The 15240-nt window shown below is 51.2% G+C and carries 16 protein-coding genes; 5 read left to right on the top strand and 11 right to left on the bottom strand.

Going from position 1 to position 15240, the window contains the following annotated elements; all coding sequences use genetic code 11:
* Positions 1 to 61: 61 nt before the first annotated feature.
* Positions 62 to 1591 carry a 2,3-bisphosphoglycerate-independent phosphoglycerate mutase gene (gene gpmI, locus DZK30_RS03655; RefSeq protein WP_118972710.1) on the top strand — a complete coding sequence of 510 codons (1530 nt, stop codon included), beginning with the start codon at positions 62 to 64 and terminating at the stop codon, positions 1589 to 1591.
* 87 nt (positions 1592 to 1678) lie between these two features.
* On the opposite strand, the gene DZK30_RS03650 is transcribed toward gpmI, so the two are convergent.
* The gene (locus DZK30_RS03650) at positions 1679 to 2254 is read right to left on the bottom strand and encodes a Maf family nucleotide pyrophosphatase (RefSeq protein WP_205529350.1); all 576 of its coding nucleotides are present in this window, start codon (positions 2252 to 2254) and stop codon (positions 1679 to 1681) included.
* A 13-nt stretch (positions 2255 to 2267) separates the two neighbouring features.
* The gene (locus DZK30_RS03645; RefSeq protein ID WP_118972708.1) at positions 2268 to 3233 is read right to left on the bottom strand and encodes a geranylgeranylglycerol-phosphate geranylgeranyltransferase; all 966 of its coding nucleotides are present in this window, start codon (positions 3231 to 3233) and stop codon (positions 2268 to 2270) included.
* Between the two features lie 66 nt (positions 3234 to 3299).
* Between DZK30_RS03645 and DZK30_RS03640 the strand changes: the two genes are divergently transcribed.
* From DZK30_RS03640 to DZK30_RS03625, 4 genes are all read left to right on the top strand, one after another.
* Entirely contained in the window at positions 3300 to 3695 is a 396-nt protein-coding gene (locus DZK30_RS03640; RefSeq protein ID WP_118972707.1) for a hypothetical protein, read from the top strand.
* 30 nt (positions 3696 to 3725) lie between these two features.
* Positions 3726 to 4709: a cation diffusion facilitator family transporter gene (locus tag DZK30_RS03635; protein ID WP_118972706.1), complete on the top strand. Its 984-nt coding sequence runs from the start codon at positions 3726 to 3728 to the stop codon at positions 4707 to 4709.
* Between the two features lie 66 nt (positions 4710 to 4775).
* Positions 4776 to 6566 carry a DUF885 domain-containing protein gene (locus DZK30_RS03630; protein WP_118972705.1) on the top strand — a complete coding sequence of 597 codons (1791 nt, stop codon included), beginning with the start codon at positions 4776 to 4778 and terminating at the stop codon, positions 6564 to 6566.
* Positions 6567 to 6604: 38 nt separating this feature from the next.
* Positions 6605 to 7240: a hypothetical protein gene (locus DZK30_RS03625; RefSeq protein WP_162902816.1), complete on the top strand. Its 636-nt coding sequence runs from the start codon at positions 6605 to 6607 to the stop codon at positions 7238 to 7240.
* A 76-nt stretch (positions 7241 to 7316) separates the two neighbouring features.
* On the opposite strand, the gene pyk is transcribed toward DZK30_RS03625, so the two are convergent.
* From pyk to DZK30_RS03580, 9 genes are all read right to left on the bottom strand, one after another.
* The gene (pyk, locus tag DZK30_RS03620) at positions 7317 to 8738 is read right to left on the bottom strand and encodes a pyruvate kinase (protein WP_118972703.1); all 1422 of its coding nucleotides are present in this window, start codon (positions 8736 to 8738) and stop codon (positions 7317 to 7319) included.
* An 87-nt stretch (positions 8739 to 8825) separates the two neighbouring features.
* Positions 8826 to 9749 carry a PfkB family carbohydrate kinase gene (locus DZK30_RS03615; RefSeq protein WP_118972702.1) on the bottom strand — a complete coding sequence of 308 codons (924 nt, stop codon included), beginning with the start codon at positions 9747 to 9749 and terminating at the stop codon, positions 8826 to 8828.
* A gap of 68 nt (positions 9750 to 9817) precedes the next feature.
* The gene (locus DZK30_RS03610) at positions 9818 to 10810 is read right to left on the bottom strand and encodes a bifunctional heptose 7-phosphate kinase/heptose 1-phosphate adenyltransferase (RefSeq protein WP_118972701.1); all 993 of its coding nucleotides are present in this window, start codon (positions 10808 to 10810) and stop codon (positions 9818 to 9820) included.
* A 7-nt stretch (positions 10811 to 10817) separates the two neighbouring features.
* Positions 10818 to 11306, bottom strand: a complete 489-nt coding sequence (locus tag DZK30_RS03605; RefSeq protein ID WP_118972700.1) for an energy transducer TonB — start codon at positions 11304 to 11306, stop codon at positions 10818 to 10820.
* Between the two features lie 4 nt (positions 11307 to 11310).
* A complete protein-coding gene (locus DZK30_RS03600) occupies positions 11311 to 11784 on the bottom strand; it encodes an energy transducer TonB (RefSeq protein ID WP_162902815.1) in 474 nt (157 codons plus the stop codon).
* A 5-nt stretch (positions 11785 to 11789) separates the two neighbouring features.
* The gene (locus tag DZK30_RS03595; protein WP_118972698.1) at positions 11790 to 12203 is read right to left on the bottom strand and encodes an energy transducer TonB; all 414 of its coding nucleotides are present in this window, start codon (positions 12201 to 12203) and stop codon (positions 11790 to 11792) included.
* A gap of 3 nt (positions 12204 to 12206) precedes the next feature.
* Positions 12207 to 12620 carry an energy transducer TonB gene (locus DZK30_RS03590; protein ID WP_118972697.1) on the bottom strand — a complete coding sequence of 138 codons (414 nt, stop codon included), beginning with the start codon at positions 12618 to 12620 and terminating at the stop codon, positions 12207 to 12209.
* Between the two features lie 78 nt (positions 12621 to 12698).
* Entirely contained in the window at positions 12699 to 14342 is a 1644-nt protein-coding gene (gene ade, locus DZK30_RS03585) for an adenine deaminase (protein ID WP_205529349.1), read from the bottom strand.
* Positions 14343 to 14410: 68 nt separating this feature from the next.
* Positions 14411 to 14950, bottom strand: a complete 540-nt coding sequence (locus DZK30_RS03580; protein ID WP_118972695.1) for a TetR/AcrR family transcriptional regulator — start codon at positions 14948 to 14950, stop codon at positions 14411 to 14413.
* Positions 14951 to 15240: the final 290 nt, after the last annotated feature.

The following is a 15240-nucleotide window of genomic DNA, read 5'->3' as shown; positions in this document are numbered from 1 at the left end:
AACCTGGAGGCGCTAGCAGGAACATGTTTTATGCGGCCGAACCTTTCCTATCTTTGCGCGCATGAATCATAAACGCGCTCTGTTGATTATCATGGACGGCTGGGGCCATGGTAAGGTACCGAAGGCCGACGCCATCGCCAATGCACACCCTGCTTTTGTCTCTTCCCTTTACCATACCTATCCCCATACGGAGCTGATTACCTGCGGCGAGGCTGTAGGTCTTCCGGAAGGGCAAATGGGCAATTCGGAGGTCGGCCATTTGAATATAGGCGCAGGCCGCATTGTGTACCAGGAGCTCCAAAGGATCAATATCGCTGTGCAGAGCGGCGAGCTACAGCAAAATGCAGTGTTTAAAGCGGCACTGGACTATTGCAAAGAACAACATAAAACGCTTCATTTCATCGGTCTGGTAAGTGATGGCGGTGTACATGCACATATACGGCACCTGGAAGCCTTATGCCGGTATGCCGAAGAAGCTGGCGTACCCCGGTATGCCGTCCATGCCTTTACCGATGGCAGGGACACAGACCCCAAAAGCGGCCTGGGCTTTCTGGAAGAGCTGCAACAGCATCTTACAGGTACCAGGGGGGTACTGGCATCTGTTACGGGGCGCTATTACGCTATGGACCGCGACAAGCGCTGGGAGCGGGTAAAGCTCGCCTATGACGCATTGACAAAAGGCAAGGGCCACCGTACACAGGACGTGCTGGAAGCAGTAAAGGCCTCATATGCCACCGGCATTACCGACGAATTTATCAAGCCCATTATTGCTACCGACAGCGATGGCAACCCGCTTGCCGAGATCCGGGACGGCGATGCTGTGATCTGCTTCAACTTCAGGACCGACCGTTGCCGGGAGATTACCGAGGTGCTTACCCAGCAGGCCTTCCCCGAACAGGATATGCAACCCTTGCAGCTTCACTACGTCACGATGACCGAATATGACCATAGCTTCCGGAATGTCGGGGTTATCTTTCACAACGATAATCTCAACAATACCTTGGGTGAAGTGCTGGCAAAAGACCATCTGAAGCAGATCCGGATCGCGGAAACAGAGAAGTATCCGCACGTGACCTTTTTCTTCTCCGGCGGACGCGAAGAGCCTTTTGAAGGGGAAAGGCGCATTCTACTACCCTCCCCTAAAGACGTAGCCACCTATGACCTGAAGCCGGAAATGAGCGCCAACGAGATCACGGAAGCGATCCTTCCCGAGATTGAAAGGCAAAGCGCCGACTTTATTTGCCTCAACTTTGCCAATACCGATATGGTAGGACATACAGGCGTATGGGAAGCGGCGATCAAAGCAACGCTGACGGTGGATCATTGCGTATCCCGCATTGTGCCGCTGGCACTGGAGAAAGGCTACGGCATATTCCTTACCGCCGATCATGGCAACTCAGACTATCTTGTCAATGAGGATGGCAGCCCCAATACGGCCCATTCCCTCAACCCCGTACCGCTTTTCCTTATTTCCAACGATTATAAAGGCAGCCTTCGCCCGGGCAAGCTGGGCGACATTGCGCCTACTATTTTGCGCTACATGGGCCTGCCTATTCCCCAAGAGATGACGGGCGATATACTCATCGATTGACCATTCCAGGTAGCAGGTACAGCGGCGTTATGCAATGATATTCATGCATAACGCCGCTCACATTAACAACCAGCTTACAAAAACTACTCAGGAAAGGCGTTTCAGGGTCTGTAGCACGCGGTTGACCGGTAATCCCATTACATTGTAAAAGTCTCCGGCGATGCGCCGGATGCCCACAAGGCCTATCCATTCCTGGATGGCATATGCCCCAGCCTTGTCCATAGGCTGGTAATGGGATACGTAATGTGTAATCTGCTCTTCAGACAATGGCAGAAAATCTACTTCTGTAATCTCCTGCAAGGTTTCCTCCTGTCCGTCCGACAGGATCACCACACCGGTAATCACCTTATGTGTGCGACCGGAAAGGCTGCGCAGGATGGCACAGGCATCGGCCTCATCAACCGGTTTTCCAATAATACGATTGTCCAGCACCACTACCGTATCGGCAGCGATAATTATGGTTTGGGACCGTTCCGTTTCCGGCAGGGCATCCCATACCGCCCGGGCTTTGTTGCCGGCAATAAACAAAGGCACTTGCGCGGCTTCAATCGTATCGGGAAATTCCTCGTTGGCGTGTGCGGTCCTGATCTCAAAGGACAATTCGGCCTGCTCCAGCAATTGCTTGCGGCGCGGCGACTGGGAAGCGAGTATGATCTTTTTCATGACATTCAGTATGCTACAGGTAATACTGCAGCCAAAAATATAACAATAAGGAAGCGATACCGGCCAGCATGATCATCTTGAGCCAGCGGCTGGCATCGCCATAATGCTTTGCCGTTGCTTTCCGCGGCAGGTAGAGCAGCCAGGCGATCAATGGAAGGACCAGAGCAACGAGTATATAGACACCCAGTATCGACCAGCTGCCCGAAAACAGCTTTACCGCGGCCATACTCAGGGGTGCTATAGCAAGGATACCAAAACCGATCACAAAAAAAACAGAGCGCTGCAAGCCTATGCGTATCGGCATGGTGACGCAGCCATCTTCGGCATCCCCTTTAAAATCCTCCATATCTTTTACGATCTCCCGCATCCAGGTGAGCATAAAGGCAAAATAGGTGTAGACCGCAATCACACCGAAGGGATTGACCAGCACCCTGCCCTGCTCTTCCAGGAAGTAGCGGAAATTGACATGCGGGTAAAGCGCCGGTTCGTATACGGCAAGAATCATTACCGTAAGCCCGGTAAGCAAGGCGACTACTACGTTGCCGGTAACGAACTGCCGTTTGAACGCAGTGGAATAAAACCATAGCAATATGGTACATGCCAGCTGTATGATCACCACAAAATAATTGCCCAGCTGGCGTGCCAGGTATAATGCCAGCAGAAAGCCGACCACATTGAACAGGCTATGCCATAGTATAGCCGCCCTACGGCTGATCACCTTTTCAATGATCACTTTCTGTGGCCGGTTGATAAGATCTATCCTTACGTCGAAATAGTCGTTGATGATATATCCGGCAGCTGCGATCAATACTGTTGAAAGGCTGAGTAGCAAAAAATGAGCAGTGGTAAGGAAAACCGGAACGGTGCTCCACGCAGCCATAGGTCTGATCACGCATTGCCATATGAACCACTGCGTCAGCAGCACGATAACTAAGTTACGCCATCTTATTAATTGGAAAAAAGCAGCTACCGGTTTCATGTGGGCACAAAATTGGCACAAAAAAAGGTAAAAATGGATTAACTTGCTTTATTAATCCAGGTAATCATGCGCTTTTTATTCATCATGCTGCTCAATGCCGCCGCCTGTTATTTTGCATTGATGATAATGCCCTGGTGGATACCCGCACTCATCGGCTTTTGTATCACATTGCTGCTGCCTTTACGCCGCAACGGCATGTCGTTTCTTGCTGCCGGACTGGGCGCGGCTCTTTGTTACTTATTGCTGTGTATCATTACCGACCAGGCCAACGAGCATATTCTCAGCAGGAAAATGGCTGTTCTGTTCCATTTGCCTTCTTCCTGGTTCATGACTGCGGTTACTGTGCTGCTTGGCTTTATCACCGCAGGTTTGGGCAGCTGGACAGCAGCCGCGCTGCACAGGCTTTTCCGTAATGATAAATTAAAAGAAACCGCATTCGCTGAGGACCTTTCGTCTTCTTAACTTTGCCTCTTATCTCAAATCAATCCGGTTATGGCCAGCCAGGTCCGTCTTCAACGCAATATCGCCTTTTTGGCGATAGCACTGTTCCTGATCAAGATCGTAGCCTGGTGGTGGACCAAGTCTGTGGCCGTATTCACCGATGCTATGGAAAGTACGGTCAATGTTGCGACAGGACTTATAGGCTGGTATAGCATCTGGCTCGCCAGTAAGCCCAGGGACCGCAACCATCCCTATGGCCATGGTAAAGCCGAGTTCATATCCTCTGCGGTTGAAGGTACACTGATCATCATCGCCGGTATCGCTATTATTTACGAAGCTGTCGAAAGCCTTCACCATCCCGGCCGTGTAACGGCATTGGACTGGGGATTGGCCTTATTGGCTTTTACAGCCCTGGTCAATTATGCCGCGGGCACTTATGCCATACAAAGGGGCATCAAGGCCAAATCGGCTGCACTGCAGGCCGGAGGAAGGCATCTCCGTACCGACACCTATTCCACCGTCGGCATCATCGCGGGCCTGTTCCTGATGAGGCTCACCGGATGGCTTTGGCTGGATGCCGTGGTCGCCATTATCTTCGCTGTCATTATACTGGTCACCGGCTATAGGGTCATGCGCAAATCACTGGCAGGGATCATGGATGAAGCCGACCTCGCGCTGTTGGAGGAGCTGATCGCCTACCTGCAGGAGCATCGCCGGCAGCAGTGGACCGACCTGCACAACCTGCGGATGATCCAGTACGGCAACGTACTGCATCTCGACGGCCACCTCACCCTTCCCTGGTATTATAATGTGCGGGAAGCCCATAACGAGATCGAATCCCTGGACCATCTCATCAGGCTCAAATTCGGTGACGCCATAGAGCTGTTCGTACATGTCGACGGCTGTGAATCTTTTTCCTGCCGCATCTGCGCCCTGGAGTCCTGTCCCGTGCGGCAGCATCCCTTTGTGCATCAGATACCCTGGGATGCAGAGAATGTACTGCGTAACCAAAAACATGGCAGCCAGCCGGTATAATCCGGAGCCAGATATCAATTATCAGCGGAAAGCTTTATCTTCATCATGCTTAAAGCCAAACCACTCATGAACAAGTCAGTATACTTCCTGCTTTGCTGCCTCCTTTATTTTACCTCCTGTTCCGATACCCCGGCAAGCTCCGGCAGCCAGGCCAGGAACACGTCCCTGGCAGCGCTTTTTGAGCGATACTATCAGGATAATATCGCACTCTTTCCCCTGGAAGCAACTGCCAATGGCGACAACCGTTTTAACGATAAGCTCTATATCGATTTCACCGACAGCTATCGCGGTAAGATCAAAACGCACCTTGAGCGGTACCGGAAAGAACTGGCGGGCTTCCGGCGGGAAGATTTAAATGCTAAAGACCGCATCAACTACGATTGTCTCGATTATGAATTAAAACGGCGGCTGGAGGGCCTTAACTTCCATAGCAATTACATGCCGCTGGAGCAGATCGGAGGCTTCCATCTTACGTTTGCCCAAATGGGTAGCGGCGCATTGATCCAGCCATTCAACACCGTGCAGGACTATGACAACTGGCTGCAGCGGATGAAAGCCTTTGGCCCATACGTCGACAGCGTGATCGTTTATTTCAGGAAGGGAATGGCTGCCCATTATGTGCTGCCCAAGGCGCTGGTAGCCAAAATGATCCCGCAAATGAAAGACATGGTCGCGGTCGATCCAAAGCTTTCAGTCTTCTACCAACCCATCCTGAAGCTTCCGGGAGAGATTACCTCGCCCGAGCAGGCCCGCCTTGGCAATGCCTACCGGGGAGCCATTGCGACCATCATCAACCCGGCGTACCAAAAGCTTGGCGCCTTCCTTCAGAACGAGTACCTGCCTGCCGCGCGCAGCTCCTCGGGCATATGGGATGTTCCCGATGGCAAAGCCTATTACGACTATGCCGTGAGGGCCAATACTTCTACCCGCATGAGCGCCGAAGAGATCTATAACCTGGGCCTTTCGGAAGTTAAACGCATCAGGACGCTAATGGATAGCATCAAAACCGCTACCGGCTTTTCCGGCGACCTGAAGACTTTCTTCAGCTACCTGGCTACCGACAAACGTTTTATGCCGTTTCATAATGCCGATGAAATTCTTGCTGCTTATGAAAACATTCATACCCGCATGAAACCGCAGCTGCGCAAGCTGTTCCTTCATGAGCCCCGGACACCGTTTGAGATCAGGCAGATCGAGGCCTATCGTGTCAAAAGCGGCTCGTCCCAATATTTCCAGGGCAGCCCCGACGGCAAAAGGCCAGGAATCTTCTATGTACTGATCCTCGATCCCACAAAGTACAATGTGGTAGAAGAGCAGATGGAGAGCTTGTTCCTGCACGAAGCCATTCCCGGTCACCACTACCAGATATCCCTGCAGCAGGAAGACACTACTTTGCCAGCCTTCCGCAGGTTCTCCACAGGCGACAATGCTTATATCGAAGGCTGGGCGCTTTATTGCGAGAGCCTGGGTAAGGAGTTGGGTCTGTATACCGATCCTTATCAATACCTGGGCGCGCTGGGAGCAGAAATGCATCGCGCCATAAGGCTGGTGGTCGATGCAGGCCTGCATGCCCGCCATATGACACGGGAGGAAGCGATCCAGTACATGACAGACAATGAGCAGATCTCGCAGGAAGCAGCCACTATCGAGATCGAGCGTTATATGGCCTGGCCGGGACAGGCGCTTGGCTATAAGGTAGGTTCACTTACCATCAAACGGTTACGGGAGGAATGTGCTGCCAAACTTGGGGCCAAATTCAATATCGCCGCCTTTCACGATGAGGTATTGAAGAATGGCAGCATGCCGCTCGACATCCTGGAGCAACAAGTAAAAGAATGGGCCGCGCAAAAGAACTAAGGCCGGCGCCATCCGGTTCTTACCTTTTATACGGGTTGATGATGAGTTGTTTTGCCGGTAATACGCAACCGGCAGAACAAACGGCGATCACGACACATCAATATCCTACAGCAAACAAGATATCTCCATCCGTTGCTCCTTCCGGTCCCGCACCACCGGATGAGTCTCCTTTGGGCAGAAAAGCAACGCGACTGCTCAACCAATTAAGAGCAAAAGGGGATTATACAGCGTGCTATGGTATCGATAGCCTGATAGACATGAATGGCGATGGCTATAAAGATCTGCTGGTTGAGTGCTACGGAGCCTCCGGAACAGGTTTTAAATATGGCGCCACGATCTTTCTCTTTGATCGCCGGAAAAATCAGTTCCGTCATCAAAGGATCAACTTACCCAATCCAACCTTTTATTTTGACCGTAAGATCATTACGGCCTATTATGTGGGCCTGGGCGGTGGCTATGCCTATACTTTACAATGGAAAGGCGCTCATCTCGACACCCTTGAATATATCGATGCTGTAATTCATAACAAAAGAGAGGGCTTTACTTTTTCCTTCGAACGAAGGGATGCCATTACTGGACACATCACCCACAGCGCAGTTGATAATATGATCGATCTGCCACCCGAATATCGCTATGCTGAGTACAGGCCATTGATTAGCCGTACGCCTTATTAACAGATACAGCTATTCAAAATGACATCGCCGGCCTGGAGGCCGGCAATGTCATTTTGAGATATGAATGAATATCTTACTAAATCACCTTGGTTACTTTCAGCATATTGGTAGGCAAATGCTCATTTACAGGCGTGCTGCCGGTATTGATCACAACGTCGCCCGTCTTGAGCAATCCTTTTTCTTTCAGTATTGCGATCTGATCGGCAATAATGCTGTCCACGCCTTCTTCTTTATCGTAATAAAAAGCCTGCACACCCCAGCTCAGGCTAAGCTGGTTAATCAGGGTTTGGGTCTTGGTGAAGACAAACAGCGCGGAATATGGTCTGAAGCTTGACAGCATAAAGCCGGTATAGCCGCTCTGTGTCATCCCAATGAGCGCATCAGCATGTACATCTTCCGCAATTTTGCAGGCATTATAGCACAAGGCATCGCTGAGGAAAGAAGGAGAATGCGGCTGGGGTACCAGATTGCGGTTATACACTGTTTCTTCCTTTTCGACTTCCCGCACAATGTTGACCATCGTCTGCACTACCAGCGCGGGATGGGCGCCCATTGCGGTTTCGCCGCTAAGCATCACGGCATCGGCGCCTTCCATTACCGCGTTGGCAACATCAGTGATCTCGCTGCGGTTAGGACGCGTACGGTCGATCATGCTTTCCATCATCTGGGTGGCGATGATCACAGGCTTGGCTCTGTGAATACATTTACGAACGATCTCCTTCTGGATCATGGGTATTTTCTCTACCGGCATTTCCACACCCAGGTCGCCCCGTGCCACCATCACCGCATCAGAGGCCAGGATGATCTCTCTCAGGTGCTGCAGGGCTTCCGGCTTCTCTATTTTGGCGATGATCTTGGCCGGACTGCCCTTATCTTTTAATCTCATTTTGAGATCCAGGATATCGTTGGGACGGCGTACAAACGAGAGGCCGATCCAGTCGATGCGCTGGCTAATAATGAAGTCCAGGTCGCGCAGGTCCTTTTCGGTAAGAGAAGGAATCGAAATCTGGGTATCGGGAAGGTTAACACCTTTCCGGGGCAGCAATACGCCACCATTGATCACCTTTGCTTTTACACGGCCATCGGCAGTGATCTCAGTTACGCGGGTCTCTATCTTGCCATCGTCCAGCAATATACTCTCGCCTACTTTTGCATCCTTGTGGAAATCAGGGTAAGAAATGTAAATGGCATCCTTGGTGCCGGTACAAGGCACATTGGTAAACGTAATAATATCATCCTGCAGCAGCAGCAAAGAGTTGTCTTCGATCTCGCCCACGCGCAACTTGGGTCCCTGAAGATCGGCTAGTATCGCTATGTTGAAAGGGTATTCGTCGTTAATTTTTTTGATGTTACTGATCACTTCGGCATGCTTCTCATGGGAGCCATGAGAAAAATTGAGGCGAAATACATTAACGCCGGCATTGACCAGGGCCAGCAACTTTTCATAGGTATCGCAAGCTGGCCCTACGGTTGCGATGATCTTGGTTTTATGCAGCATTGTAATATGTAATTTTAGAACAAATTATACCCAATCCCATCTCTCCTGCGGAATGCAGGTTGAGACGGGATTTTGCTTTTCGCCGGCTCAAACCGTAGCGGTCTCAAAATTAACCAGCTCAGAAAATTGTTGCATGCGCCGGGCAATATCATTTTGTGAAATTTCCTTCATTCTCTCGGGCCCGAATTTTTCCACGCAGAATGAAGCCATAGCGGAACCTACGATGATCGCCGTCTTCATATTGTCGAAGGAGATATCGCCGGTGCGGGCCAGGTGGCCGATAAAGCCCCCGGCAAAGGTGTCGCCGGCGCCTGTAGGATCAAACACAGTCTCTAGCGGCAGTGCCGGCGCAGAGAAAATACGGTCTTCATGGAACAGCAAAGCGCCATGCTCTCCCTTTTTCACCACCAGGAAGCGTGGGCCCATGGCCATGATCTTCCGGGCAGCTTTTACAATGGAATATTCTTCAGAAAGCTGGCGCGCCTCGGCGTCGTTCACCACCAATACGTCAACCAGTTTAAGGGTTTCTTTCAGATCGGCCAGGGCAACGTCCATCCAGAAATTCATGGTATCCATAACGATCAGCTTCGGGCGGTTGCGCAGCTGATGGATCACACTTTGTTGTACAGCAGGTACCAGGTTGCCCAACATCAGGTATTCACAATCCTGATAGCTTTCGGGCAGTTGGGGATTGAACTGCTCCAGCACATTAAGCTCTGTAATCAGGCTGTCGCGGGTATTCATATCCAAATGATACCTTCCGCTCCAGAAAAAAGATTTCCCTTCTTTCACGATCTCAACACCTTCGAAAGTAACGCCCCTGGCAGCCAATTGATCAAACTCTTCCTGCGGAAAGTCGCCGCCAACGATGGAAACTTGTTTGATAGGCTGATAAAAATTGGATGCAGCCCAGGCCACATAAGTTGCCGAACCGCCTATGATACGGTCTACTTTTCCGAAAGGTGTTTCCAGTGCGTCGAAGGCCATTGTGCCTACTGTAATTAAAGACATTTGTCGTGTTCTGGGATCAATATCCCGGTTTTTGAAAGGTTAAAAATAAAGTAACGTGTATTGATCTTTTATTGTCCCGCGCCACTCAGCCGCGATATTTCCCCAAGCAGCTTCTGCTTATCGATGGGGACTACGCCTACTGCCTCGCAAACGAGGCCACCGGCAATATTGGACCACTCGGCCATCAGGCCGGCATCGCGGGTAAGCGCATACACCATAGCGGCTACCGCGATCACGGTATCGCCGGCGCCGCTCACGTCTGCAATATCGCGCAGGTGCGAAGGTACTATCTTTCCGCCGTTCTCATCGTGGTAGTAAACGCCCCGCTCCGAAAGGGTTACAAAGGAAATACGGTGCTGCAGCTTTTCCCGGAGCAAGCGATGCACTTCATCCATCTCCGGCTGATCGATGGCAGGGAGCGGCAGATGCAAGCCTTCTCTCACCTCTTTCAGATTAGGCTTGAATATATCGACCCCGCGATAGGCAAAAAAATGGTCGCGCTTGGGATCAACGGCGACCAGTATGTTGAGCGCTCTGCAATGGGCAATGATCTTGCTAATAACATTCTCTTTCAGCACGCCCTTATTATAGTCCTCAAAAATAAGTACATCGGGCTTCTGTATCTGCAGGAACCGCAATGTGGCGTCGATAAAGGCATGCTCATCGCGGGTATTCAGCTCTTCCTTCATCTCGGTATCCAGGCGTACCATTTGCTGGTTGCGGCTCAGGATACGTGTTTTGGTGGTCGTGATGCGGACATCGCTTTTCCGCACAAGGTCGGTGCCGATCCCCTGCTCTTCCAGCAACTGCAATAACATACGGCCTTCCTCATCGTCGCCGATCACGCTGGCCACCGTTACTTTTGCGCCTAATGCGCTACAATTCAGCGCTACGTTGGCGGCGCCGCCCAACCGGCTTTCCGACCGGCGGATGGACACTACAGGCACCGGGGCCTCCGGAGAAATACGTTCCACCTCACCCCAGCGATAATTATCCAGCATGACATCGCCGGCCACCACTACATGTAATTTTGAAAAATCTTCGAATATCTTTTCGAACATCAATAGGTTATTTCTTTTCCTTGGATATTGCTTCTTCTGCAAACTTGAATTGTACCGGTAACCTGTAGATCGTTTTTACCGGTTTCCCATCTTTACGGGCAGGCTGCCACCGGGGCATCGCCTTTACTACGCGGAGCACTTCTTCATCGCAACCGCTACCGAGGCGCCTGATGATCTTCTCTTCGCATAGGGCGCCATTTTCGCAAACAACAAATTCTACCAGCACCTTCCCTTCTACGCCGGCTTCTACAGCCTTGGCGGGATACTGCAGCTTGCCGGAGAGATAGGACATCAAAGCCCGCTGTCCGCCTGGAAATTCTGGCATCTGATCTACTTTTTCCCACTTGACCTCCGCAATCGTTGCGGGTGGCGGAGCATCAACCGGGACATCTTGCGACTGATGAGAGGGCGCCGGAACGGGCGTATCTATTTGCTGCCCGCTTGCTGCATGGCTAAATCCGAACAGCGCCAGTATCATTCCCATTCTGTACCACATAATGTTATCGATTTATTGCTGTGGTATCCACATTGCTTTTACTAAAAGAAACGGGCAATGAATAGTAGCTGCTGACGGGTTTCCCATCCTGCTTTGCCGGGCGCCAGCGAGGCATCGCCTTTACAAGCCGCACAGCCTCATTGCCACAGCCGCCGCCAATGTCTTTCATTACATTAACATTGCTGATCTGACCGGTGCTATCAACAATAAATTGCAGAATAACCCTGCCTTCGATGCCTTGTTTAAATGCCATAGGCGGATAATGAAAATGCTGTTTCAGAAATTTCTGCAAATTGACTGCCCCGCCGGGAAATTCCGCCGTCTGCTGCACGGTACGGTATACCTTGTGCTCTTTATGCCTGTCGTGTGAGCCCGGGCCAGAGGCAGCGGGTTCTTTTGCCGGGGCTTGTTTTTGCTGTTGCGCTATGGCGCAAAAGGGCAGGAAGAATACCAGCAGTATCAGGATACTTTTTTTCATAAGCATTATTCGAGGCTAAAGGTAATGGGTAAAGTGTAATACACGGCCACAAAGGCATTATTTTGTCGTGCCGGATGCCAACGGGGCATCTTCCTGATCACACGCAGGGTCTCTTTGTCACAGTCCTCGCTGAGGCTGCTTATGATCTCGGGATCAGAAACGCTGCCGTCGGGCTCTACGATAAAACGGGCAAGCACCCGGCCCTGTATGCCTTTTTTATAAGCGCTTTTGGGATAACGAACAGACTTGGCGAGATAGGTCTTCAGGGCATCATTCCCTCCCGGGAATTCGGGCATTTGCCCGGCGCTGGTGAGTATTTGCCTGGGAATAACGGTCTTCTCCTGCGCAAAGGAAATGGCTGAGCCCACGAGCAGGAACCATAAGATACCACTAAGTCTTCTCATGTGCGTGTCCTTCATGTGCTACTTTTCTGGTCCATCTTCTTGCAGCTCGAAAACAACGGGCAGGTTATAGGTCATCTTCACGGGCTTTCCGTTCAACCGGCCAGCTTGCCATTTGGGCATTGCTTTCACTACCCGTATAGCTTCCTCGTCGCAGCCATAACCGATACCTTTTGTGGCCGCAATATCGGAGATGTGGCCTTGCTCATCGATAAGAAAGGAAACAACAACCTCGCCCTGTATCTTTTGATCGATAGCTTTATTGGGATAACGAAGGTTCAGGCACAGATATCTTTTCAATGCAGCGTCACCACCCGGATACTGGGGCCTCTCTTTTTCGGAAACCGATGCAACAGGATTGGCGACGATCGCTTGCTGGGCATGGAGGCCCGGCGATATCACACCAAATAATAAAATCAGGATAAGGTACTTCATAACAGCCCCTCTGGCTAAACAAAGGACAAATTTAAAGAATATTTGCCAATTTATGCATTATTAGCGCCTATCGCGGGACTAATGCAGCACAGTAGTGAATGCAAATTCCCCCACATCAAACAGGCCTTTATCGGTCATCTTCAAATAAGGAATTACCGGCAAAGCCATAAATGACAAGGTCATAAAGGGCGCCGCCAGGCTGGTCCCCAGCGTACCCGCTTTCCGGCTAAGCTCCTCGTATAGCCTGCCCGCCGTAACGGCATCGCCGTCGGTCATAAGGCCCGCAACCGGCAGGGGCATTACTTCGGAAGACGTACCGTCGTCCAGGCTGATGCCGCCCCGGTGCGCAATGATTGTATTCACGGCCCGGCAAATGCTCCCGTCATCAACACCTACCACGACTATATTGTGGCTGTCATGCGCTACGCTTGAAGCAAGCGCGCCACGCTTAAGCCCGAAATTGCGGATAAAGCCAATGGCGGGGGCTGCGTTGCGATAGCGATTGACCACTGCGATCTTCAACACATCCTGCGTACTATCGGTCATCACATATCCGCCGGCTACCGGCAATACCGCTTCTGAAGCTTCGGTGATCAATTGACCGTCGAGCGCGTCGATGATCCGGCAACGGACGCCGGAAACATTGTCTTCAGGCGCAGGCAGAGCAAATGCCTGTGGCACCAGGGGAGATATGCTAAAGTGATTGATCGATGCCACCGGGGTAGCTGCGATAAGGCTTCTGCCGTTTTCTGCTACTTTACAGCCATCAATATAAGTCTCCAGCACCGTGAATTCCCGGAGATTATCAACAACAATAAGATCGGCGGCATCTCCCTCACGCAGGAGTCCCACATCGAGCCCGTAATGCTGCACCGGCAGCACACAAGCTGCATACAGCACATCAAATACCGGGTATCCCTCTGCCACTGCTCTCACCACTAATTCATTGATGTGCCCTTTCAGCAGCTCATCGGGATGTTTATCGTCGCTGCAGAACATGACCTTGCGCGGGTGGCTATGTAAGAGTGGCGCCAGCGCTTGATAATTCCGCGCAGCGCTCCCCTCCCTGATGAGTATCAGCATGCCGGCGGCAATCTTGTCCAGGGCTTCATCCAGGGTCACACATTCGTGATCGGTGCTGATACCTGCTGCGGCATACAGTCGGGCCTCCGCCCCACGTAGTCCCGGCGCATGGCCGTCGACGGGCTTACCATAGTGCTGTGCTGCAGCGATCTTGGCCATCACTTGCTCATCACCATTGAGCACACCGGGAAAATTCATCATTTCGGCCAGGTAGCGGATGTCGTCGCGCTGCAGCAACGCGTCAATGCCGGCAGCATCGATAGTGGCGCCGGCCGTTTCAAATGATGTAGCAGGAACACAGCTGGGTGCGCCGAAATTAAACTTCAAGGGTGAGCCGGCAGCATTCCCGATCATATAGGTTACACCTGCCACACCGCACACATTGGCAATTTCATGCGGATCGCTTACGGTAGCGACGGTGCCATGTGTTACCGCCACGCGGGCAAATTCCGTGGGAACCAGCATCGAGCTTTCAATATGGATATGCGCATCTACAAAGCCCGGCAGCAGATAGCGCATGGGCGCCGCTTCCAGCGGCCTTATCGCCGCAATGCGACCTCCGGCGATGCTGAGCTCGGCCGGAAATATTTTCTTCTCCTCGATGGCAACGTATTGCCCGCTTAGCGTAAAGGATTCCATTATACGTATTGTTTGATATCAATTGTCTTAAGTATCATAAAAAAGGAGGCATCCTGGCCTCCTTACGATCATTGATGCTGCGCATATTTTGTTTTGAAAAAAAGCTGCAGCTCCAGAAATTTGGTCTTGTTCTCTTCCCTGTGCGCGATCAGGTATTTCCAGAAGGCTTCGACAAAGACCAGCATCAGCTCTGTTTCTTTTTCCGGATCTTCGTAGCCCAGTTCTTTAAAGGCCTTAACCAGCATAGCGTTCAGCGGCTGCATAAAACGCTCGTGTTGCTTCATGGATATTTCAAGATCCAGCAGGCGGTATTGCAGCTCCCAGAACTGCGGCTCTTCCCACACCAGCTTATAGGGAAGCTCAATTACAGTGTAGATGAAATCAAGCGGCTGCTTGTCCTGGAAAGCACCCCGGTTATGCTCTACAATGCGTTTATATCCTTCTTTGATGATAAAGGCCAGCAGCTTTTCCTTATTGCCAAAGTGCTTAAATATAAGCGCCTCTGAAACCCCCGCCTCCTTTGCGATCAGCTGCGTGGAGGTATTGTCATAACCTCTGCTGGCAAACAAGGCCAACGCACTTTCCGCTATACTTTGCTTTCTGTTCATGTATGGGACAGGAAATTGGTTTTAATGCGAGCATTAAATGTAAAGAAATCAATCCAGGCAGGCGGCAAAAATAAAAGGATTGCAAAAGGATTACAAATTAAATCGCCGGCATAACCCACAACCCAGGCTTGACAGTGGGGCCCAAACGGAAACGCCGGCCACACGGCCATGCTTCAGTGCCCTAAAATATGCACCGGGTCAACATAGAAAATATGCATTTATACGCTTATTGACTATAAGCTCATTTTACATGAACAAAAAAACTTTAACAATAGTTGTGCAATACAATG

The sequence above is a fragment of the Taibaiella koreensis genome (assembly GCF_003545715.1).
GTDB lineage: Bacteria > Bacteroidota > Bacteroidia > Chitinophagales > Chitinophagaceae > Taibaiella > Taibaiella koreensis.
Note: the sequence above shows the minus strand (reverse complement) of the source record. Positions and strands in the feature narration are given on the sequence as shown.

Excerpts from the sequence above, each read along its gene's own strand:
- DZK30_RS03650 (WP_205529350.1), bottom strand. The coding sequence starts at position 2,254 with ATGAAAAAGATCATACTCGCTTCCCAGTCGCCGCGCCGCAAGCAATTG.
- DZK30_RS03630 (WP_118972705.1), top strand. The coding sequence starts at position 4,776 with ATGAACAAGTCAGTATACTTCCTGCTTTGCTGCCTCCTTTATTTTACC.
- gpmI (WP_118972710.1), top strand. The coding sequence starts at position 62 with ATGAATCATAAACGCGCTCTGTTGATTATCATGGACGGCTGGGGCCAT.
- DZK30_RS03595 (WP_118972698.1), bottom strand. The coding sequence starts at position 12,203 with ATGAAGGACACGCACATGAGAAGACTTAGTGGTATCTTATGGTTCCTG.
- DZK30_RS03635 (WP_118972706.1), top strand. The coding sequence starts at position 3,726 with ATGGCCAGCCAGGTCCGTCTTCAACGCAATATCGCCTTTTTGGCGATA.
- DZK30_RS03580 (WP_118972695.1), bottom strand. The coding sequence starts at position 14,950 with ATGAACAGAAAGCAAAGTATAGCGGAAAGTGCGTTGGCCTTGTTTGCC.
- DZK30_RS03615 (WP_118972702.1), bottom strand. The coding sequence starts at position 9,749 with ATGTCTTTAATTACAGTAGGCACAATGGCCTTCGACGCACTGGAAACA.
- DZK30_RS03645 (WP_118972708.1), bottom strand. The coding sequence starts at position 3,233 with ATGAAACCGGTAGCTGCTTTTTTCCAATTAATAAGATGGCGTAACTTA.
- ade (WP_205529349.1), bottom strand. The coding sequence starts at position 14,342 with ATGGAATCCTTTACGCTAAGCGGGCAATACGTTGCCATCGAGGAGAAG.
- DZK30_RS03605 (WP_118972700.1), bottom strand. The coding sequence starts at position 11,306 with ATGTGGTACAGAATGGGAATGATACTGGCGCTGTTCGGATTTAGCCAT.
- DZK30_RS03610 (WP_118972701.1), bottom strand. The coding sequence starts at position 10,810 with ATGTTCGAAAAGATATTCGAAGATTTTTCAAAATTACATGTAGTGGTG.
- pyk (WP_118972703.1), bottom strand. The coding sequence starts at position 8,738 with ATGCTGCATAAAACCAAGATCATCGCAACCGTAGGGCCAGCTTGCGAT.
- DZK30_RS03600 (WP_162902815.1), bottom strand. The coding sequence starts at position 11,784 with ATGAAAAAAAGTATCCTGATACTGCTGGTATTCTTCCTGCCCTTTTGC.
- DZK30_RS03590 (WP_118972697.1), bottom strand. The coding sequence starts at position 12,620 with ATGAAGTACCTTATCCTGATTTTATTATTTGGTGTGATATCGCCGGGC.
- DZK30_RS03640 (WP_118972707.1), top strand. The coding sequence starts at position 3,300 with ATGCGCTTTTTATTCATCATGCTGCTCAATGCCGCCGCCTGTTATTTT.
- DZK30_RS03625 (WP_162902816.1), top strand. The coding sequence starts at position 6,605 with ATGATGAGTTGTTTTGCCGGTAATACGCAACCGGCAGAACAAACGGCG.